18 protein-coding genes and 1 pseudogene are annotated in these 20,112 nt (G+C 39.3%); 13 read left to right on the forward strand and 6 right to left on the reverse strand.

Going from position 1 to position 20,112, the window contains the following annotated elements; translation table 11 throughout:
• Positions 1 to 57: 57 nt before the first annotated feature.
• On the forward strand, positions 58 to 1,638 hold the full coding sequence (locus GJB62_RS17150) for a DHA2 family efflux MFS transporter permease subunit (protein ID WP_114081740.1): 1,581 nt from the start codon (positions 58 to 60) through the stop codon (positions 1,636 to 1,638).
• Positions 1,639 to 1,686: 48 nt separating this feature from the next.
• Entirely contained in the window at positions 1,687 to 2,250 is a 564-nt protein-coding gene (locus GJB62_RS17155) for a Uma2 family endonuclease (RefSeq protein WP_114081741.1), read from the forward strand.
• A 34-nt stretch (positions 2,251 to 2,284) separates the two neighbouring features.
• On the opposite strand, the gene GJB62_RS17160 is transcribed toward GJB62_RS17155, so the two are convergent.
• Positions 2,285 to 3,511, reverse strand: coding sequence for a tetratricopeptide repeat protein (locus GJB62_RS17160; RefSeq protein ID WP_114081742.1), 1,227 nt, complete (start codon positions 3,509 to 3,511; stop codon positions 2,285 to 2,287).
• 105 nt (positions 3,512 to 3,616) lie between these two features.
• Between GJB62_RS17160 and GJB62_RS17165 the strand changes: the two are divergent.
• A pseudogene (locus GJB62_RS17165) lies at positions 3,617 to 3,721 on the forward strand (IS1 family transposase); the annotation flags it as partial.
• A 113-nt stretch (positions 3,722 to 3,834) separates the two neighbouring features.
• On the opposite strand, the gene GJB62_RS17170 reads toward GJB62_RS17165, so the two are convergent.
• Both GJB62_RS17170 and GJB62_RS17175 read right to left on the reverse strand, forming a co-directional pair.
• Complete coding sequence (locus GJB62_RS17170; protein WP_114081743.1) at positions 3,835 to 6,339, reverse strand: GNAT family N-acetyltransferase; 2,505 nt, start codon at positions 6,337 to 6,339, stop codon at positions 3,835 to 3,837.
• Between the two features lie 204 nt (positions 6,340 to 6,543).
• The gene (locus GJB62_RS17175; protein WP_114081744.1) at positions 6,544 to 7,008 is read right to left on the reverse strand and encodes a hypothetical protein; all 465 of its coding nucleotides are present in this window, start codon (positions 7,006 to 7,008) and stop codon (positions 6,544 to 6,546) included.
• Positions 7,009 to 7,206: 198 nt separating this feature from the next.
• Between GJB62_RS17175 and GJB62_RS17180 the strand changes: the two genes are divergently transcribed.
• From GJB62_RS17180 to GJB62_RS17190, 3 genes are all read left to right on the forward strand, one after another.
• Entirely contained in the window at positions 7,207 to 8,106 is a 900-nt protein-coding gene (locus GJB62_RS17180; RefSeq protein ID WP_114081745.1) for a YihY/virulence factor BrkB family protein, read from the forward strand.
• Positions 8,107 to 8,193: 87 nt separating this feature from the next.
• Positions 8,194 to 8,700, forward strand: a complete 507-nt coding sequence (locus GJB62_RS17185; protein WP_114081746.1) for a DUF4112 domain-containing protein — start codon at positions 8,194 to 8,196, stop codon at positions 8,698 to 8,700.
• A gap of 19 nt (positions 8,701 to 8,719) precedes the next feature.
• Positions 8,720 to 9,673 carry an alpha/beta hydrolase gene (locus GJB62_RS17190; protein WP_114081795.1) on the forward strand — a complete coding sequence of 318 codons (954 nt, stop codon included), beginning with the start codon at positions 8,720 to 8,722 and terminating at the stop codon, positions 9,671 to 9,673.
• Here GJB62_RS17190 and GJB62_RS17195 read toward each other — a convergent pair.
• From GJB62_RS17195 to GJB62_RS17200, 3 genes are all read right to left on the reverse strand, one after another.
• On the reverse strand, positions 9,653 to 10,318 hold the full coding sequence (locus tag GJB62_RS17195; protein WP_114081747.1) for a class I SAM-dependent methyltransferase: 666 nt from the start codon (positions 10,316 to 10,318) through the stop codon (positions 9,653 to 9,655). The two genes, GJB62_RS17190 and GJB62_RS17195, sit on opposite strands and share 21 nt — an antisense overlap.
• 91 nt (positions 10,319 to 10,409) lie before the next feature.
• Positions 10,410 to 10,544, reverse strand: coding sequence for a hypothetical protein (locus GJB62_RS38030; RefSeq protein WP_258551438.1), 135 nt, complete (start codon positions 10,542 to 10,544; stop codon positions 10,410 to 10,412).
• Positions 10,545 to 10,560: 16 nt separating this feature from the next.
• Positions 10,561 to 12,093: a hypothetical protein gene (locus tag GJB62_RS17200; RefSeq protein WP_114081748.1), complete on the reverse strand. Its 1,533-nt coding sequence runs from the start codon at positions 12,091 to 12,093 to the stop codon at positions 10,561 to 10,563.
• 734 nt (positions 12,094 to 12,827) lie between these two features.
• On the opposite strand from GJB62_RS17200, the gene GJB62_RS17205 reads away from it, so the two are divergent.
• The 7 genes from GJB62_RS17205 to GJB62_RS17235 all read left to right on the forward strand — a co-directional run bounded on the left by GJB62_RS17205 (position 12,828) and on the right by GJB62_RS17235 (position 20,088).
• On the forward strand, positions 12,828 to 13,013 hold the full coding sequence (locus GJB62_RS17205) for a hypothetical protein (protein WP_114081749.1): 186 nt from the start codon (positions 12,828 to 12,830) through the stop codon (positions 13,011 to 13,013).
• A gap of 378 nt (positions 13,014 to 13,391) precedes the next feature.
• Entirely contained in the window at positions 13,392 to 15,269 is a 1,878-nt protein-coding gene (locus GJB62_RS17210) for an NAD(P)H-quinone oxidoreductase subunit F (RefSeq protein ID WP_114081750.1), read from the forward strand.
• Between the two features lie 61 nt (positions 15,270 to 15,330).
• Complete coding sequence (locus tag GJB62_RS17215) at positions 15,331 to 16,056, forward strand: carbonic anhydrase (RefSeq protein WP_181852835.1); 726 nt, start codon at positions 15,331 to 15,333, stop codon at positions 16,054 to 16,056.
• 109 nt (positions 16,057 to 16,165) lie between these two features.
• Positions 16,166 to 17,662, forward strand: coding sequence for an NADH-quinone oxidoreductase subunit M (locus GJB62_RS17220; protein ID WP_114081751.1), 1,497 nt, complete (start codon positions 16,166 to 16,168; stop codon positions 17,660 to 17,662).
• A 36-nt stretch (positions 17,663 to 17,698) separates the two neighbouring features.
• The gene (locus GJB62_RS17225) at positions 17,699 to 18,289 is read left to right on the forward strand and encodes a CDP-alcohol phosphatidyltransferase family protein (protein ID WP_114081752.1); all 591 of its coding nucleotides are present in this window, start codon (positions 17,699 to 17,701) and stop codon (positions 18,287 to 18,289) included.
• A 1-nt stretch (position 18,290) separates the two neighbouring features.
• On the forward strand, positions 18,291 to 19,598 hold the full coding sequence (locus GJB62_RS17230; RefSeq protein ID WP_114081753.1) for a CO2 hydration protein: 1,308 nt from the start codon (positions 18,291 to 18,293) through the stop codon (positions 19,596 to 19,598).
• A gap of 157 nt (positions 19,599 to 19,755) precedes the next feature.
• A complete protein-coding gene (locus GJB62_RS17235) occupies positions 19,756 to 20,088 on the forward strand; it encodes a hypothetical protein (RefSeq protein ID WP_114081754.1) in 333 nt (110 codons plus the stop codon).
• The last annotated feature ends 24 nt before the right edge of the window (positions 20,089 to 20,112 follow it).

A 20,112-nucleotide genomic window follows, 5' to 3' on the forward strand; every position in this document is an offset into this window, starting at 1 on the left:
TCCTGAATTCTGTTTCATAATAATTTTGTTATTTAACTTTTAAACTGGAACAACACTATGGCTAATACAGGTGTAATTCATCAGCAAGCACCACCAGAACGCGTACCGTTAAGAACTTGGATTGGTGTATTAGCCAGTATGCTTGGTGCATTTATGGCGGTATTAGATATTCAAATAACTAATGCTTCACTGCAAGACATTCAAGCAAGTTTAGGAGCAACTTTAGAAGAAGGCTCTTGGATTTCTACCGCTTATTTAGTAGCAGAGATTGTGGTAATTCCTTTAACAGGATGGTTATCGCGGGTGTTTTCTCTGCGACGTTATCTGTTAGTGAATACTGCACTATTTATTTTCTTTTCTATATGCTGTGCTTGGTCGTGGAATCTCAATTCCATGATTTTATTTCGCGCCTTGCAAGGTTTTAGTGGAGGAGTCTTAATTCCCACCGCTATGACAGTTGTATTAACGACTTTACCCCAATCTAAGCAATCAATTGGACTGGCTGCTTTTGGGTTTAGTGCAGTTTTTGCACCATCAATTGGCCCAACATTGGGAGGTTGGTTAACAGAAAATTTTGGTTGGGAATACAACTTTTATATAAATGTAATTCCAGGCGCATTAATGCTAGCTGGAGTTTGGTACGGAATTAAGCAAGAAAAACCCCAAATTAATTTACTGAAACAAGGTGATTGGTGGGGAATTATTGCAATGGCTATTGGGTTAGGTTCCCTGCAAATTGTTTTAGAAGAAGGTAGCCGCAAAGATTGGTTTAGTTCAGCGCTGATTCTGCGCTTAAGTGCGATCGCAGTAATTTTTCTGGCGATATTTTTCTTTATAGAATTAACTCGTAAGCAACCATTTATTAATTTACAACTTTTGTTTAGGCGGAACTTTGGTTTAGCCAGTATTGTTAATGTGTCCCTGGGGGTTGGATTGTATGGTTCAATTTATATTTTACCGTTGTATCTTGCCCAAATTCAAAAATACAATGCGCTACAAATTGGTGAAGTATTAATTTGGGCTGGTATTCCTCAACTTTTTATTATTCCACTCATACCCAAATTGATGCAACGCATTGATGTACGGTTAATGGTAGCTATTGGCGTAACATTGTTTTCCATTAGTGCATTTATGAACTCTGGAATGACTAATCAAACTGGATTAGATCAGTTACGCTGGTCGCAATTTGTGCGTGCAATGGGACAACCCCTAATTATGGTACCCCTAACTTCTATCGCTACTGCTGGATTGAGTCCACAAGAAGCAGGTTCAGCAAGTGGTTTATTTAATATGATGCGGAATATGGGCGGTTCTATAGGAATTGCATCTTTAGCTACTTTATTAACTAACAGAGAGCAATTTCACTCGAATAGATTGGGTGATGGGATATCTTTATATAACCCAGAAACTCAACAGCGAATTGACCAAATGACACAGTATTTTGTCAGTAAAGGAGCAGATTTGAGTACAGCACAAAATCAAGCTATCGCATCCATATCTAATATAGTCCGCCGGGAAGCTTATGTAATGGCTTTTAACGATTGTTTCTACTTTATTGGCATTGCATTATTACTTAGTGGGCTTGCCGTTTTATTCTTCAAAAAGGTGAAGCCAAGTGGTAATGCTGTCGCTCATTAAATTTGTTGTATGGGTTAAAATACTTGATAAAACTACTAAGGTACTAAAATGGTCATCAGCCAAAGTGAGTACTATATCTCTCCAGAAGAATATCTAGAAGGTGAGAAAGTAAGTGAAATTAAACACGAGTATATTGATGGACAAGTCTACGCGATGGCAGGGGCAAGTGATGCCCATGTCACGGTTAGCATGAATGTATCTATGCTGTTACGAAACCATCTCCGGGGTAGTGGATGCCGTGTCTATATGTTGGACATGAAAGCACAGATTGATGTCATCAACCGCTATTTCTATCCTGATGTAATGGTAACTTGCGATACACGAGATAGAGAGTCTGAATATTTTAAATCCTATCCTTGTTTAATTATTGAAGTACTTTCTGAGTCAACAGAAGGCTATGACAGAGGCAAGAAATTCGCTAGTTATCGGCATTTAGAATCACTACAAGAGTATGTGCTAATTTCATCAGATCGAATGAGTGTAGAATGCTTCCGCCGTAATGAACAAGGACAGTGGGTACTTTATCCTTATGAACAAGAACAAGAAGTGCATTTAGCTAGCGTTGATTTTCGGTGTGCGATCGCCGAAATATATGAAGATGTATTAAGCTGAAAAGCATGTAAGTTGAATATCAATTACATAGGTATTATCGATTAGATGATATTTTTTCAATTTGCTTAGTAAAGTATGCTTCTTCATGTTTTAGTTGTTGTGCTATTTCCAACCCTTTTTTAAAAGCTGTTAATGCTTGAGGAAAATCTTTCTGTTCTAGATATAATTGCCCAATTTGATCATAAGCTTGCATTATCCCGTAAAAGTTGGCAGATTGCGTCTGTGTCTGTACAAGGATTTGGCTAGCCTGCAAAGCCTCGTCTATTTGTCCTTGAGAACGGTAAAGTGCAATTAACTTCTGCAAAGCGTCGCCAGCACGAACATACTCGCGTAATTGCCAAGCAGTGGTATAAGCTTCTTGATAATTTTGAAAAGCTTCTAGCAGTAAGTTAGGATCTTTCTTGGCTAGAGATTCGTAATTTGCAGCGATCGCTAGCTTTAATTCTGGGATTACAGTAAGATTATTTTGACTAGTGTAAATTTCTACTAATTTAGTAAGTATATTCAATGACTGCTGCGGTTGTTGTGTCTGCTCATAAATGTAAGCCAGCCTTTGCAGATATGTTACCTCATTTACACGTTCACCTTGAGAAGTAGCTAAACTCAATAATTCCTCGTAGACTGGGGCGGCTTTAGTATAATCAAACCAAGTTAAATGCAATTCCCCAATTGTCTTAAGGATTTCTACTACTGCTGCTGTATTTTTTTGCTGCCGCACCACTAACAAAACTTGGTCGTAAGCTTCTACAGCTAGTTTAATTGATCGCACATTTTGGTAAGCTTGGGCTAGCGATCGCCATAATTCCAGATCAACTTGGGCAGTTGTTTTCTGAGATTGTGCCTGCTTTTGAATTGCTTGCAATCGCTGCGTAATATATTGTACTTCTTCCCCATCATTTTGCTTCCAAGCGATCGCCCCAACTCGTGATAGTGCTTGCACCTCTGCTAAAGAACCTAAAAAGCGCCGCAACCGAAGTTCCCGGTTCCAAATTTCAAACGCCGCCACCTGATCCCCTGCTTGCAGTTTCACTGCTGCTTGTTGATTTAAGGCATCCAGCGCTGGTTCTAAGTTTTGCTGTTCTTGGAGAGTTAACGGCTGTTTATCTTTGGGCAAACGTGGTAGCAGTGGATCGGGTGTGGTAATTTCTAGGGGATTAGGAGGGAATTTATCCGGTGGTTTGGGCTTTTTAGTCTGTGCCAGCGTTAAGGAGTTGCTAAAGAGAATAGCGGCAGTAACAATCATAATTAAGCGCCTGAGCATGGGTACTTTACCTTACCTTGAGTTATTTGCATGAGTTAATTATCCCCATGCCCTATTATTTTTACCTTATTTCAGCAATTCCGAGGCGTAATACTAATTCACGAGCATCGCAAAACACTATGTTATTCTAAGTCCTTAGAAATGCTGAAATACTCTATTCGATTATTACTTCACTACTTGAAGTATCGTTTTATTCTGGTGTTCAATTAATTCATACCGCACTCAGCAACGCCAGCATTAAGGACTTCCAAATAAAAAAATATCCCATTTTGTGTTTACACCGTAGCCTTAAAGGAGAGAGGTTTTTAATATGATCACGATTTTCACAACATTCTCAAAGTGTCTAAATCTGTGATTGTCATTGTTTTGCCATCAGACGCAACACTGACAATAATTTTGCTGTTGGGGCTGAGTACAGTATTACGAACTAGTCCATGAATATCTGTAATGTCTTTATTATTTATCCAGTCCCAAAAATGGGCTTCACAACAACTATCAAAAATAACTGTTTTAGCATCGGGGGTGAGAATTAATTTGTAGATTGAACTAGAATTTCCTTGTAATGTTTTTAATAGTTTTAAGGTCTGAGCATCCCAAACTTTTACCATCCAAATATTGCTCGGAATTCCACCTTGACTTATTAGGCTATCTGTTCCACCACTTACTAATAATTTGCCATCTGCACTAACAGCGACCGCATCGATTTCACGAGAATGAGCAGCTAAATTATCTACAAGTAATTTACGATCTAAATGCCAAATCTGGAGTGTGCCAAACAAGCCAATATAGATAGTTTGGCTATCTTGACTGATTGCTAAAGACAGAATATTATTAGCACCAGTATTAAGAGTATGTTGAAGTTGACCCAGGCGTAAATCCCAAACTTTTACCACTGAATCATTCCAACTCCCACTAACTAACTTTTGACCATCAGAACTAATTCTTAGTGCGATGATATTTCCCAAGTGGCCAGGAGAAAGTATTTTTTTAATTGTGCCATTTTTATAATTCCATACTTGAATTGTGCCTTTTGATGTTCCAATAACTAAAGTTTCTTTGTCTGGACTCACTGCCAAAGATTGAATTTCACCAGAACCAGAAGGCAGACTGATAGTTTTTTCTAGGCTTTGATTGCTCAAATTCCAAATTGTGATAGTTTCATTTCCGTTACCACTAATTAGGCTTTGATTATCGTATGCAATTGCTAATACCCCTATATGTTCTGGCGCTACTAAAGTTTTTCCAATCTGTTTATTACTAGAATTTTCTATTTGAGTTTGTTGCTTAAGTTCAGCATACATTTGAGGAAGTTGGAAGACTGGCGCAATCATGAATGCTATAAGTAAATTAGCTAAAAATCGAATCAAGTTTTTCTTGATGTTACGTAGGGTTTTAAATTGGATTTTTTGATGATTAGTTGATAAAATACTGTAATTATAATTAATCAACTCTATGATTTTAGGCAGTTGTGTAATTAAGTTTCTGGCTGCCTGCTGTGTAAGTTTAAGAGGTATTTGATTAGTCAGTTGGAGAATTTTTAATTCAAATGGTAGTCTATTGCGATTAACTGGTGTAAAACCCAATCCAGTAAAAAACTGCCTATTTGGACGTGGGCAATTGAAGTATAAAGGTAGTGCTATCTGGCGGCTGAGACGAGCTAACAACAACTTACTAAAATTGTCTAGCTGCTCTTGTGGTTCAACATACAAATTGTATAGTATGGAACATTCTGCTTGTTGAGAAAAGTGAATGTAGCCGATCGCACGACCATCCTGTTCAATAATCCACTCTTGCCATCTGACAGAAAACCACATCAAAATCATCAGTTCTAAATACAACCAGACAGCTATGGTAATTCCTAAAAATTGAATACCCAAAAAATAAAAATCAAAGTTAGCTAACCATGTTAAGCCAAATATTGCTCTGAGACTGCCAAAAATTACGCTGACTAAGACAAAAGCACTGCTTGACACGAAGGCGATTAAGCTAAAAACATAAAGCCGAGAGTTTCTAAATTGTTTTCTGTGCCAAAAACTATTGTAAAAATTGAATTGTTCTTCAAAGTTTTGGAATGGGCGAATTAAAATCCCAGATGGTAAAGATACATTAGCTGATGGCTGGTTGGTGATCGGTATTGGTTTACCCAATAAACCCATACAGGGTATTTTAGACAACCGCATTTCTTTAGGCACTTGCTCTTTGAGAAGCGCAACAAAACCAAATCGAGCGTAAAAAGATTGAAGTTGAGGAACACAGATCAGATAGGCTGGTTGCCCAATATTCTTTAAACAATTCCAGAGTAGATATGAACCAACACCCCGCGATCGGTGTTGCGAAGTAATATAAAGTGTAGAAAGTATAGTGTAGTTCGAGCGTTGTAAAAGTATTGCCCATCCAACAATTTGCTGTTCATATTCAGCTACCCACACGGTGCGATTGGGAGATTCTGATGCTAACAACCTGGGAATTAGATGCTTAAGTGTAACTCCAACTAAAAATCCAGTAATAATTCCAGATCCCATTACCAAAATAAACGACCAATTAACTTCGTTTAATGATGGGAGAATATATTGCAAATCTTGAAAAAAGATATTCTCTGGTAACTTTCCATATTCAAATAAATAAGCTTTATGAATGATAGATAATTTATTTAGCCACGCTTCCAGAAGTGAACGGATGCTAATAACTAGCCACAAGAAAGCTATAGCAGCAATCCAAAATGAAGCATTAAAGTTGTACGATTGGATATCTTGTAAAGTGCCACGCCGTAACGAGTAACCCGACGGTGGTTGGTAGGATTCAACAGATGGTTCTCCAGATGAGGACATTGATTAATGACGCTTTGAGTAAAGTGAAAGCATAAACACTACTTTGTTAATGCTCCTAGCTTTTCACGCCGCTTAAATTATCGAGAACCGCAATTATACTGAAAACAAAGCTTTAGTCGTTGGGCGATAAGTAGCTCAACCTTATATAGCAGTCCTAAATCAACAAGAACCCTGGTTTCTTAAAGAAACCGGGGTTTAGGCGGGTCATTGACTTTCTTTTTCTCCTTTGGCTCGTTCCTGTGTCAAACTGTCAATTGCATCACCCAAAGCAGTAGTAAGGCTATTGCGGGTTTGGCCATGATTATCTTGCTCAGTTTTCAAAGCTTGCAAGAGGCGATCGCGTTCTTTGATTAGGGCGATGAGTTTAGTTTGTAACTCCTCCACAGATTTTAGTTGTTCTATCTCTTGTTGAATCGCTGTTAGTGATGTCCCAGCAGCCAGTGTCTCGACCTCAAGACCCCGGAGTTTATGCAAGTCTGCCTTGAGTGATGCGATCGCCTGTTGGGACAGTTGGGCATCTGTGCGGCGTTGTTCTGCCTCTGTGTTGTAAAGCTGTCGCCATTTTTGGGCACTTTCCCAAGCCGTATCGCGATCGCTCTGAAGTGCCGCCATCTGCTCTCTGAGTTCCTGGATTTCTGTCAACCACTGTTGTGTAAAATCTTGATTCATAAATTAAATAGTCATTTGTCATTTGTCATTGGTCATTTGTCATTAGTCATTTGTTATTCTCCCCCTGCCCCCCTGCCCCCCTGCCTCCTCTGCCCCCACTCTCCCCACTCGGTATTATTGCGGTAAAAAGATAAATGCGATCGCTACGCAAAATTTGGCACAGTAGTTAAGAAACCTAACCAGTTTTAACTCTAAATTATGCCAAAGCCTCGTTTTTTTCGCTTTTTTTACTACCTCAATTGGCGCACGCTCAAAAAAACTTTTGCTAGGACAATGGAAAGACGACTTTTGGGACTAGCCTCAGAAATCGCCTTCAATGCGATGTTATCGCTGTTTCCAGCGATTCTTGCTGTCCTCACAGCCATTGGTTTATTGGCAGAATCTTTACAAGCTACCTTTAAACAACTAGCGGCCCAACTTAGTCAAATCCTACCCGAACAAGCCCTGGTTCTAATTCGTGATTTTGCTACCACAGAAATTACCAATTCTAGAAACAGTGGCTTATTTTCTTTGAGCTTTGTATTAGCAATTTGGACTGCTTCTGGGGCGGTGAATACCGCTATGACAGCCCTCGACCAAATTCATCAAATTCCTTCAGAAAATATGCGCCCCTTTTGGAAAGCCAAGCTCGTCTCTTTGGGATTAACAGTTGGTACTATGTTGCTTTTAGTGCTGGCTTCTTTCTTAGTGTTTACCAGCGATTGGCTTTTGGGAATGGTAGTACGCGAAAATGGTTCCTTGATCGTCTTATTACATCTTTGGCAGTTGTTACGCTGGCCTTTAGCTTTAAGTATTGTTGCTGTTGCTTTTGGCTTTGTCTATCGCTATGGGCCAAGTGTATGGAATTCAGGCACGCCAATGATGCCTGGAGCAATTTTTGCAGCTGTTTTCTGGGCAATATTATCTGCCCTATTTCGGCTTTATGTGGCGAATTTTGGCAATTATAATAAAGTATATGGTGCTGTAGGGGCTGTGATAGTTTTAATGCTCTGGCTGTCGATGAGCGCTGCTGTACTGTTAATCGGCGATCAGTTGAATGTGACAGTCGGTGAAGATATGCGTCTAAAAGCGCAGTCACAATCTAACGAAAAATATTAATTTGTAAATCCTTGAGAAAACTTTTGCAAAAGCTCAGTAGGGGAGTAAAATATCTAACGATTCAATGCAAAATTAGCGATCGCCTTCATGCCAGATTCTCCTACTCGGTTTTCTATGATTGAACCTGATGCTAAAGCACCCACCTTGAAGCGCCTGCGTCAGTTAAGTCGGCTGCTAGATAATGTTATTACCATTCCTGGTACGAAGATTGGTTTTGGTCTAGATCCAATTTTAGGACTTATACCTATTGGTGGTGATTTTTTGGGAGTCATGTTTTCTAGCTATATCATCCTAGAAGCAGCGCGGCTGGGTGTCTCTAGAGCCACTTTAGGTAAAATGGTTGTAAATGTGATCGTTGATGGCTTGGTAGGCACTGTCCCCGTTTTGGGAGACTTTTTTGATTTTGCCTGGAGAGCTAACACTAATAATATCAAGCTATTGGAAGAATACTTAAAGTTTCCTAGCGAGCAAAAGAGTGCAGACAGGTTATTTATCATTGCTCTTTTGGTTGGATTGTTGCTGATATCCATTGTTTTAGTAGCATTACCCGTGATACTAATTAGAATATTCTGGAACGCTTTAACTGGTGGTTAAATTATTGATAGATAGTGGAATGAAAGATTGGTGGCAAGCTACTTTTCCCAAAGGACGGCAAACTTTAATTATTACTGATGCTAAAGGCTATCCTGTACAAATTTCTTATGGCGAAAAAGGTAGAGGAAAACCGCTAATTTTATTACATGGCATGGGTAGTTGGAGCTATAATTGGCGACACAGTGTAACAGAATTATCTAAATATTTTCGGGTAATTTGTTTTGATGCCAAAGGTTTTGGCTTTTCTGAAAAACCATTGTCTCGTCGAGAACACAACGGTCATCAAGTTATTGAGTTTCAAAGAATTATTCAGGCATTATGTGATGAACCCGCAGTGATTGTAGCGGAATCTCTAGGGGGATTAGTTGCCCTTGCTCTTGCTCAAGAAAATCCGCAGTTAATCGGGCAGCTTGTAGTAGTAAATGTACCTGTTTTTGCCCAACGTCTACCCCATTGGGCTATGGGATTACTTGCCCAAACTCCTCTAGAAATCATCCAAACAATTGACTCCTTACGTCTGGCATATTTGTTTGCACCTCTATTAAGAGAAATTATGGCAATAGAAAGACGTGGGGTATTATTTGATCCGTCAATTTTGACAAAAGAAGATGTCTATTGGATAACTTACCCCTTTATTCAATTTCCTGGTACGATTGTCAAAGTTGCCGAAGAGTTACAAATAGCAGCACGAGAAATTGAGAATTGGCAAGCAAATAAGCCAAATATGCTTACCAAAATTCAAAATAAACTAAGTGCAATTAAGTGTCCTACACTAGTTTTGTGGGGCGACCAAGATAGTTGGTTTCCTGCTACTCATGGTGAAAAATTACATCAGCATATCCCAAATTCCAAATTAAAAATTTTGTCTAACTGCTATCATGACGCTTCAAGTGGTGCTTCTAAGGAGTTGAATGCAGCGATTCTGGAATTTTTACGGGATGGTGAAACTGTACTAAGACCGCTTGATGGCTAAGGTAAGTCCATCGGCAATGGGGACAAGGGAGAGTGTTACCCGTTCATCATGATGTAACTTCTCATTGAGTGCGCGAATTGATTGGGTGCTTTCATCTTGATTTTCCGGGTCAGCAACTTGTCCTGACCATAAAACATTATCAATCGCAATCAATCCACCTGGACGCAATAATTGCAGCGATCGCTCATAATATCCATCATAATTTTCTTTATCAGCATCAATAAAAGCAAAATCAAATGTCTCGCCTTGTCCAGTTGCCAACAGCTGATCTAAAGTTTCTAAACCTGGGGCCAATCGTAGATCGATTTTATGGGCAACTCCGGCTTCTTGCCAATATCGGCGAGCGATCGCAGTAAATTCTTCACTCACATCAGCAGCAATAATTTTACCATCATCAGGAAGTGCTAAAGCAACTGAGAGCGAGCTATAACCTGTAAATACACCAACTTCTAGGGTTTTTTTGGCTCCAATCAGCTGTACTAGCAGTCTCATAAACTGCCCTTGTTCTGGTGAAATCTGCATTGTGCTTCTGGGATGATTGGCAGTTTCTTGGCGCAACTTCAAAAGAATCTCTGGTTCCCGCAATGAAACGGATAAAAGGTAATTATAGAGTTGATCGTCAAGACCTATAGACTGTTTTGGCATGGTAGATGAGAGAATTTCAATAATCTACAGTTATACTATCGCCTAAAAGTGGTTTATCAAACATCAGACAAGAGGACTTTTAAAATATCCTCTAACCCGGATTTCTCACGCATAGTGTAGGCTTCAGGGGAAGAGGAGTGTGGGGAGTGTGGGGAGTGTGGGGAGTGTGGGGGGTAAGACTTCTTCCCCATCCTCCCACACCTCCCACACCCCTTGGATTTCTCACTTGTGAGAAATCCAGGCTAAATTCTCACTGCGGAGTCTTCCTTCAAGATATACCAAATACCATTATTATCTTGAAGTAAAATCTGATATTTTTGCTCAACAAATTCCAGTAGATTTGGAAATTTTTCTTTGATTATAGCCTGCGGTTCGTAATCAATAAAAATATAAGGAGGCTTTGATGAATCCAACTGCTTTATCAGTGCTGACCATTGCTCAGATAAAAAATATTCAAGAGCCCAACCACGTAGTATTGTAGCTTGATTCCGACCAGAAAAATAGTAAATAGATGGATCGCCAGCTACATAAATATCACCAACAAGATTTCCTGGTTGAGATATAAAATTAGCTTCTGAACGAAGAGATGGATATTTTGGTCTAAAGACAGCCTGATATTGCAATCGTGTATCTTCAGTTAAAGCAAAATTATTATTAACCAGAGTAATACTCTTTTTTGCGAGAGTGAAAGAGAAAGGTAAGAACAATAAAAATACCAGCAAAATAGTTGGGATTCGAGACTTTAATCCTTTTAAGGAATCCCACAATATATCTAATCCCTTAGTTGCTAAAATACCTATAGGTACAAACAATAGTAAATAATGGTATTCCCACAATGCTGTTCCCTGTAAAAGAATAACAGACAAAGCAAAAATACACCAAACAACAAGTAGCAAAGTCAATATATTCTTAGACTTATACAATGATACATATACTGCAACAGCAGTCATTAAAATTAAAGAATAAAAATTCTGTAATAACCATTTTATTCCCAAAACAAAATTAGTCTGATTAAATGCAGCATTAGCAACAATCATCGGTGGATATATAAAAAATGTCTTCAACACTATCGCAAAACTATTAACCGAGATAAAGTAGCTGGCAACAACCAAAAGAGGAAATGTAACTCCTATAAAAATTGGGATAAAAATCTCAATGAAGTTTTTTTGAATACTGTGGCGTTTTATTAGTATAGAATACATCAATATAGTTAGCCAGAATGAAACCAAGATCAGCAGAAATAAGAATTTAAATAAAAGAACAATTCCGCCTAAAAAGCCTGACATTAAAAGCAGATAAAATCTTTGCTTTCCTTCTTTTGTAAAAGATTTAAAAGTAACCCAAAGACAAAGGAATAAAGGAAAACCGACCAGTGCTTCTACTTGAGTCAGATGCCAAGCACCGGAAACAATATAGTAAACGCCAACTGTTAACAAAGGTACTAGACTTGCAATTATCTGATGTCGAAAATAGCTTTTTAGAGTCAGCAGCAATATTATCGAAAAAAATACCATGTAAATAAGTTCAAATACATGGATACCAATCTCATTAAAACCAAACAAACTTCCTGCTAAAAAATAAAATGAAAAAATCCCCGGTTGTTTAATATCCCAAAAATCTCGATAAAGTACTTTTCCTTGTTGCATCTCCAAAGCACCTAGCCTAAAAAATGCTTGATCTCCGTCAAATGGAAAATGTAAATGTATCAGACCAATAATGACAATAGCAATCAAAACTATAAAGTCAATTTTATTTAATTTAGCAATACTAATCATGGAAATTTAAATTTATATTTAAGTGACTATTTCGCAGTATTTAATATCCTAATAAGATAACAGGAATTCTGTCTTTTTTTTATTACTCATAATGCCTAAAAACTGGAATTAATAAAGATTATGAGTCTATTGGTACTTAATTTTATGCTTAACTTTGCTATGTTTTGCCACACCTTTTAGAGTTTGCAAATGTTTGCAGTGCAAGCAAAACTCTATCTTCATATATGATTGCAACAAGTAGGTGGGCATGAAACAATTGAACTATGTAAAGATACAGTATTTTGCAAATAATTTAGGTACAAATGCAGAACTCACACATCAGATAGAGTTTCTATCTCTTGCCTTCTCCCGCTAAAAGCGATCTGTCTGCTGTTGTAACGCTGCACGATCCTGCCTCAAAACTCGTAACTCTTTGTACTTCATACAAAAGAAAACTGCTGTAAATAGGTAGGTGTAACGTACTAAACTATTGCTTTGAACAACTATGAGTATATCGGTAACTATGTAGTGTGTATGTGAAGTATTAATGTAGATATAGGCTAATACGTTTGAGTTCGTAATATTTTGCCCAACCCAGACCACTCACTTGCTTGAATTGGAGGAACCTCTGACCTCGCAGACTCACTAACGCTTTTAGCGTCTTCTCTTTTTAAGGAGAGTTAGGACGATCAAGCCTTAACTAGAACTTATTAGGATATAGATCAGCACAATAACTTTAAATATAGGAAATACTGATGGAACGTTCAAAATTAATTGCTATTCTTACAGGTGCGATTTCGGTTATTTTAGCGATCGCTTACCTGATCTTAGTCCAACTGCTGGACTACCGAGACATGAAACCCGCCCCTATCAGCCAATTTGACCAAGCGCCTGCGATTATTTCTGTTTTTTGGCAGATTGACAAAATTACCGAAGTGTAAGTCATATTTTGTTTTGCTGACTTGTAGAGACGCAATCAATTGCGTCTCTTGTCATTTATGTCAATAAGTAAAAACTCATGATGATTATTGATCAAACCAACGATTGATTCATAGATAAAAAACAATAGCTATTATTCATTACTCAAATGGTTGATTATTATATAAGATTTTTTTAGAGCATTTATCTCAGATTTGTTTAGATAAAGTAATTCCTTTTTGACAGATATAACGGTAAGCTGTTTCTAACAAGATTAAATAAAGATAAATTTGTCTTATCTGCATAGGCGTAGCCTGTCGTAGATATCTCTGGGTTAACAGGGATCAACGCAAGTTGAACTAAAACCCCAAATTTTTGATGAAAACTATAGAGGTGAGTTGATGGCTCAGTTTCTACTTGAGACTGTTTGGCTAGTTCCTTGCTACGCCTTAATAGGTGGCTTGTTAGCAGTGCCTTGGTCGCCGGGAATCATTCGGAAAACGGGGCCAAGACCGGCGGGTTATATAAACTTGGTGATGACATTTTTGGCGTTTGTACATAGTGCGATCGCCTTACAAGCAACTTGGAATCAACCAGCCCAAGAAGTATTTATTCCTTGGTTATCTACAGCTGGTTTAGACCTCACTATTGCTTTAGAAATATCCTCAGTGAGTGTCGGCGCTTTAGTTGTGATTACTGGTTTGAATTTGCTGGCGCAGATTTATGCCATCGGTTACATGGAGATGGATTGGGGTTGGGGACGCTTCTATTCTTTATTAGGATTATTTGAAGCTGGACTATGTGCCCTGGTTCTGTGTAATAACTTGTTCTTCAGCTATGTAATTTTGGAAGTCCTCACACTGGGAACCTATCTACTAGTTGGCTTATGGTTTAGCCAGCCGTTGGTAGTCTCAGGTGCCAGAGATGCTTTCTTAACCAAGCGGGTAGGAGACTTATTCTTGCTGATGGGCGTGTTGGCATTATGGCCCCTAGCTGGAACTTGGAGTTATCCAGAACTAGCTAAGTGGGCGGCGACTGCTAACGTCAACCCGACAACAATGGCCCTGGTAGGTTTAGCCTTAATTGCCGGGCCAATGGGTAAATGTGCCCAGTTCCCACTGCATTTGTGGTTGGATGAAGCAATGGAAGGCCCAGTTCCCAGTACAATTTTGCGGAATTCGGTAGTGGTTGCTAGTGGTGCATGGGTGCTGATTAAACTGCAACCTGTGTTAAGCCTGTCGCCCATAGTTTCCTCCGCTATGGTGGCCATTGGGGTAGTGACGGCAGTAGGTGCTTCTTTAATTGCGATCGCTCAAGTTGATCTTAAACGCTGCCAATCCTATTCTGTCAGTGCATACATGGGTTTAGTATTCATTGCCGTGGGAACGCAACAAGATGAAGCAGCACTGTTGTTAGTACTTACTCATGCTATATCCGCAGCCCTATTGGTGATGAGTACCGGCGGAATTATTTGGAATAGCATCACCCAAGATGTCACCCAATTAGGCGGATTGTGGACACGTCGCCCGATTTCAGCAATAGCCTTTATCGTCGGGACTTTGGGATTAATTGGTTTTCCACCATTGGGTAGTTTTTGGGCGTTAGTGAAACTAGCAGATGGGTTGTGGGAAACGCAACCTTGGTTAGTGGGAGTAGTGATAACGGTGAACGCTTTGACAGCCGTGAGTTTAACCAGAGAATTTGGTTTAATTTTTGGTGGTAAAGCTACACAAATGAGTCAGCGATCGCCTGAAGCACACTGGCCAATGATTTTACCAATGGTAATTTTACTTGCCTTTAGTCTACATCTTCCTTTAGTGTTGCAAAGCTTATCACTTTTACCTGATTGGGCAACTTTAAACAAAGATGTCGTACTACTTTTAATTTGGTCGAGTATTTCCGGTTGTAGCATCACTGGTGTGGTTTATTTAGGCAATATTCCTAAACCAATTCGCCTCCCTTGGAAAGGTCTACAAGACTTGTTCGCATACGACTTTTATACCCCCAAACTCTATCGAATAACCATTATTTTTGGCGTTGCCAAAATTTCCCAACTTGCCGATATGATTGACCGCTTTGTTGTCGATGGTATCGTTAATTTGGTTGGTTTATTTTCGCTATTAGGTGGCGAAAGTTTAAAATACAGCACCTCTGGACAAACCCAATTTTACGCTTTAACTGTCTTACTAGGAGTGAGCGTTTTAGGAATATGGGTAGCTTGGCCATTTTGGGGAGTGCAGTTTTTAAATTTGATTTTTCCAATTTCGACAGTTGGGTAGTTAAACACCCTTTGATTACAAACAAGCAGACAGTTTAGTATAAAATTTGCAGGAGAATTCCATGAGCATACGAAATACCCAAATCAATCTTTCCAGAAGAGGTTTATTGAAGTTTAGTGCAGGTGCGATCGGTACAGGGGTATTGACAGTTGGACTTAGCTCAAACTTACTTGCAGCCGAAAAAAAAGCCCCAGCAGCGCCAGCAGAAGATGAGATTAATCCCGATAAGGCATTGCAAGAATTACTAGATGGGAATGATAGATTTGTTAAATCAAAACGGCGCAATCCTCACCAAACACGTTCACGTTTAGTCGAAGTTGCCAAAGGTCAAAAGCCATTTGCTTCTGTTCTCGGTTGTGCAGATTCACGAGTGCCTTCAGAGATTGTCTTTGACCAAGGACTTGGAGATTTATTTGTCTGCCGTGTAGCTGGTAATATTGCCACACCAGAAGAAATTGGTAGCTTAGAATTTGGCAGCTTAGTATTAGGTACTAAAGTAATCATGGTAGTGGGGCATGAAAAATGTGGTGCGGTAGATGCTGCAATCAAAGGCGCTCAAGTACCAGGACAAATTGGAAGTTTGCTTGAAGCAATTAAACCAAGTGTAGAAAGCTCCAAAGGAAAATCAGGAGATAGGTTAGAAAACGCTTGTAAAGCAAATATTCTGGCACAAATTGAAAAATTGAAATCATCCACAGTTTTATCTGAACTAATCAAGGCAGAGAAGCTAAAAATAGTCGGTGGATATTACGATTTAGATACTGGGAGAATTAGTTTAGTGAATTAGTTTTTTTGTCCTTTGTCATTAGTGATTGGTCATTGGCTAAGAGGAAGTCATAAATGACAAAGGATAAACGACGAAGGGCAAACCAGAAAGGACAAAGGACAAGAATACCATGTTAAGTGTTTTGATTTGGCTCCCTATTTTAGCCGCCGCTCTGATAGCAATATTACCTGCAAGTTTCCCTAAGCATCGTATTCGTTTAACAGCATTAATTTTATCAGGTATAGTTCTTTCTTGGAACATATTTATCCTGCTAAAGTTTGATATTGTCAACCCAGGAATGCAATTTAAAGAGTATTTGCCCTGGAATGAAACCCTGGGTTTGAGTTATCAAATAGGTGTGGATGGGCTTTCTATATTAATGTTGGTGTTAAATAGTCTACTAACCTGGATTTCTATTTACACCAGTAGTAAAGAAACTGAACGTCCTCGGCTGTTCTACTCCATGATTTTATTAGTGAGTGGAGGGGTTGCAGGTGCTTTTCTCGCGGAGAATTTGCTGCTATTCTTCCTATTCTACGAACTAGAATTAATCCCTTTCTACTTACTAATTTCCATTTGGGGAGGAGCAAAACGGGGTTATGCTGGGATGAAATTCCTGATTTATACTGCGGTTTCAGGAGCATTAATTCTGGCAACATTCTTAGGTATGGTATGGCTGAGTGGTTCTACCAATTTTGCTTTTGATTCAGTCTCTACAGAAAATCTGTCAACAGCAAAACAAATCCTTTTACTAGCGGGAATAGTCTTAGGTTTTGGGATTAAAATCCCCTTAGTTCCCTTCCATACTTGGCTACCCGATGCTTACGTTGAGGCTTCAGCACCAATTGCCATTCTTCTCGGTGGCGTGTTGGCAAAGCTGGGAACTTATGGATTGCTGCGATTTGGTTTGGGGATGTTTCCCCATGCTTGGAGCATTATTGCACCGACTCTGGCAATTTGGGGAGCAATCAGCGCTATCTATGGGGCAGTAATTGCGATCGCTCAAAAAGATATCAAGCGCATGGTAGCATACAGTTCCGTCGGCCACATGGGCTATATTTTGTTAGCTGCTGCTGCTAGTACTCCCTTAGCACTCGTTGGTGCAGTCGCCCAAATGTTTAGTCACGGTATCATCCTGGCGATTCTCTTCCACTTGGTGGGAGTTGTAGAAGCCAAAGTCGGAACGCGCGAGTTAGATAAACTCAATGGTTTGATGAGTCCCATACGCGGCTTACCTCTAATTAGTGCCTTACTAGTTTTAGGCGGGATGGCTAGTGCAGGTATTCCCGGTTTAACAGGATTTATTGCCGAATTTATCGTCTTTCAAGGTAGTTTCTCTGCCTTTCCCATCCCGACAATTTTGTGTGTAGTGGCTAGTGGATTAACCGCAGTTTATTTTGTCATCCTTCTCAACCGCACCTGTTTTGGCAGACTCGATAACTTCGCCTACTATCCCAAAGTCCTTTGGTCTGAGAAAATCCCAGCTTTAATTTTGGCAGCTTTCATCATCTTTTTGGGAGTACAACCCACTTGGTTAGTGCGTTGGAGTGAATCTACAACTACAACAATGGTGGCTGCAATTCCCTCTTTGGAAAAAACCGTAATCTCTGAAGTAGCGCTGAAGTAATCAATAAGAGAGTTACGCATCGATAAAGGAGGAAGGATGAATCTCACATTAATTCCCGGTGGTCTTGTTCTATTTCGCTTTTTGATATCTCCATTCCTCCTGTTAGGTGCCTGGGATGGCAAAACCAGTATTTGGTTCATAGTCGGTTTTGTTGCAGCCTTTCTCTCAGATATTTTTGATGGCATTATTGCGCGAAAACTAGGTGTCAGTACTGCCCAATTGCGCCAAGCTGATAGTTGGGCTGATGTCTGCCTTTTTAGCTGTATCTTTGTGAGTGCGTGGATAGTTCATCAAGATATTCTCGTTACTTATAGCGTACCTTTGCTAATGATTGTTTTTGCTCAATTGCTGTGGTGGGCGGTGAATTTAGTGAAATATGGTAAACCCGCTAGCTATCACACCTACTCTGCAAAATTTTGGGGAATCACTCTTTTTATTGCGATTATTGCCCTGTTTGGCTTTGATTACGCTGGAGTTACCTTATGGCTGACTTGTATTGCTGGCACAATTCACAGCCTTGAAGAAATTGCTATGACGCTAATATTGCCAGTTTGGACACATGATGTTTTAAGCATTTTTCATGCCCTGAATATTCGTCAAGAATCACTAACACCAATTACTAAATAATATGACAGCAATTAAAACAGCAATTAAATTACCTCCTTCAACGCACGAATTTGCCGATGTAATTCATCGCTTAGAAGCAGGCGGTGCAATGTTACCCGATACTCCAGAAAATTTGATGCAAATCATCGGTTTATATAAAGCTTATGCTGTGCCGATGGATTTTTACTGGCGCGACCTACTTTATATTGCTGAAAACGAGTTTTTAAACCCGGTTCCCTTCTTTAAATACTTCTTACCCAAAGAGTATTTAGAACTTCATAATCATTATGCTGGTGATGATGCTGATTTACGAATTTGGCGCGGCGAAGCTACTGCACATCCAGAACTTTTGGCATTTATGGAAAAGGGTGAAACCTTCAAAATGCCGAAGTTATTGCATCACTTGTTCCACGATCGCATCAACATGGAGTTTGCGGAAGCTTGTATGCGGGCGATGTTATGGCACAGAGGGATGGGCGGACAATTTGACCCTTACCTAGATTCAGACGAATACAAAGCTAACGCTGACCGAGCAATTAAAGCTTATTTCCAAGGAAACCCAGTAATGCTGGGTCTTTACAAGCTGTTCCCCGATATGTTTTTGGAACAGTGCCGCCAGATGTCATACTACGCTAATCTGGGCTTATTCTGGGAAGTCATGGCCCCGGTATTCTTTGAAATGTCCGATCGCTATGATGAAGGTACGATTAGCACCGTCCCAGAGGCAATGAGCTTCTTAGTTAATGGTATATTTGCGATCGCAGGTCGTCCCATTTACCATCACGTTTATATTCGTGGTGAATGCTACGAAATTATCCCCAAATCCAAGGGTTTCATGTGGCTATATGAAGCAGCATTACCTTATGTAGAAGCAGTTTTCTACCGCACCGCACCCTTCCGAGGGACAAAATCTTATAATGCTCAAGCGCGTCAAGTACCAGAAGACCAAAAAGACTTTCACTTTGGTATTCTTTACGCTGATGTATTTCCAGTGGGTACTGCTGGCATTCCCCCGACATTATTAATGCAAGATATGTTGCATTTTTTGCCCCCGTATCTTGTTGATTACTACAGCCAACATTGCCGGGGTGAAGAAGATATGTTGATTCAGTTGGGAGTTAGTTTTCAACGCTCAATGTACTGTGTTACTTCTGCGGTAATTCAAGCTTTGCGAACTGCACTTTTATATCCTTTAGATGACCAAAATCCCAAACATTTACAAGCCAATCGAGATTTTTTTGAAATGCAGCTAAATCGCTTTACTCGATCCGACTATAATATTCGTGATGCTGCTCGTTTAGGGAGTATTCAAAAGCAAGATTATAGATAAGAGATCCCCCCAACCCCCCTTAAAAAGGGGGGCTTTTTTTATTATTTTTTTGAAATTAGTGTATTTACTGTTTCAGTCCATAACATATTTAGGCTAAATTAAAAGAATATTCTTAATAAGAAAATGGTTAATTATGTAGGACAAAATGGAAGTAAATATGTTTGAAAATGTTATACATTACATTATTAAAGATATATTTTATCAAGCTGAAACAGTAAGCTCTATCTCAAACTTAGCAGAGAAAGCTGTAGAAATCTTAGATGCTGTTCCTAGTATTTCTCACTGTCATGACAGAGACTTCAAATGGTCTAGACCTATATTCATTTTGAAAGATGGGACTTTAGTTAAAACTTGCAAAAATGTGATTGGACTCGATCACATTTTTTTAGCTGACAGTAATAACAAATTAATTTATGGTAGCTTTGTAGATTGGAGATATTCGGCAGAACTTAAAACAGCAATAATCAGGATTAAGAAAGAATTGGCATAATTTACTATTAATTAAATAAGGAGG

The sequence above is a fragment of the Nostoc sp. ATCC 53789 genome (assembly GCF_009873495.1).
GTDB classification, from domain to species: Bacteria; Cyanobacteriota; Cyanobacteriia; order Cyanobacteriales; family Nostocaceae; genus Nostoc; species Nostoc muscorum_A.

Bases quoted from the DNA above. Each gene is read 5' to 3' on its own strand.
- GJB62_RS17175 (WP_114081744.1), bottom strand. From the start codon at position 7,008: ATGAATCAAGATTTTACACAACAGTGGTTGACAGAAATCCAGGAACTC.
- GJB62_RS17170 (WP_114081743.1), bottom strand. From the start codon at position 6,339: ATGTCCTCATCTGGAGAACCATCTGTTGAATCCTACCAACCACCGTCG.
- GJB62_RS17230 (WP_114081753.1), top strand. From the start codon at position 18,291: ATGACAGCAATTAAAACAGCAATTAAATTACCTCCTTCAACGCACGAA.
- GJB62_RS17185 (WP_114081746.1), top strand. From the start codon at position 8,194: ATGCCAGATTCTCCTACTCGGTTTTCTATGATTGAACCTGATGCTAAA.
- GJB62_RS17190 (WP_114081795.1), top strand. From the start codon at position 8,720: ATGAAAGATTGGTGGCAAGCTACTTTTCCCAAAGGACGGCAAACTTTA.
- GJB62_RS17225 (WP_114081752.1), top strand. From the start codon at position 17,699: ATGAATCTCACATTAATTCCCGGTGGTCTTGTTCTATTTCGCTTTTTG.
- GJB62_RS17235 (WP_114081754.1), top strand. From the start codon at position 19,756: ATGTTTGAAAATGTTATACATTACATTATTAAAGATATATTTTATCAA.
- GJB62_RS17155 (WP_114081741.1), top strand. From the start codon at position 1,687: ATGGTCATCAGCCAAAGTGAGTACTATATCTCTCCAGAAGAATATCTA.
- GJB62_RS17215 (WP_181852835.1), top strand. From the start codon at position 15,331: ATGAGCATACGAAATACCCAAATCAATCTTTCCAGAAGAGGTTTATTG.
- GJB62_RS17160 (WP_114081742.1), bottom strand. From the start codon at position 3,511: ATGCTCAGGCGCTTAATTATGATTGTTACTGCCGCTATTCTCTTTAGC.
- GJB62_RS17150 (WP_114081740.1), top strand. From the start codon at position 58: ATGGCTAATACAGGTGTAATTCATCAGCAAGCACCACCAGAACGCGTA.
- GJB62_RS17220 (WP_114081751.1), top strand. From the start codon at position 16,166: ATGTTAAGTGTTTTGATTTGGCTCCCTATTTTAGCCGCCGCTCTGATA.
- GJB62_RS17200 (WP_114081748.1), bottom strand. From the start codon at position 12,093: ATGATTAGTATTGCTAAATTAAATAAAATTGACTTTATAGTTTTGATT.
- GJB62_RS17195 (WP_114081747.1), bottom strand. From the start codon at position 10,318: ATGCCAAAACAGTCTATAGGTCTTGACGATCAACTCTATAATTACCTT.
- GJB62_RS17180 (WP_114081745.1), top strand. From the start codon at position 7,207: ATGCCAAAGCCTCGTTTTTTTCGCTTTTTTTACTACCTCAATTGGCGC.
- GJB62_RS17210 (WP_114081750.1), top strand. From the start codon at position 13,392: ATGGCTCAGTTTCTACTTGAGACTGTTTGGCTAGTTCCTTGCTACGCC.
- GJB62_RS17205 (WP_114081749.1), top strand. From the start codon at position 12,828: ATGGAACGTTCAAAATTAATTGCTATTCTTACAGGTGCGATTTCGGTT.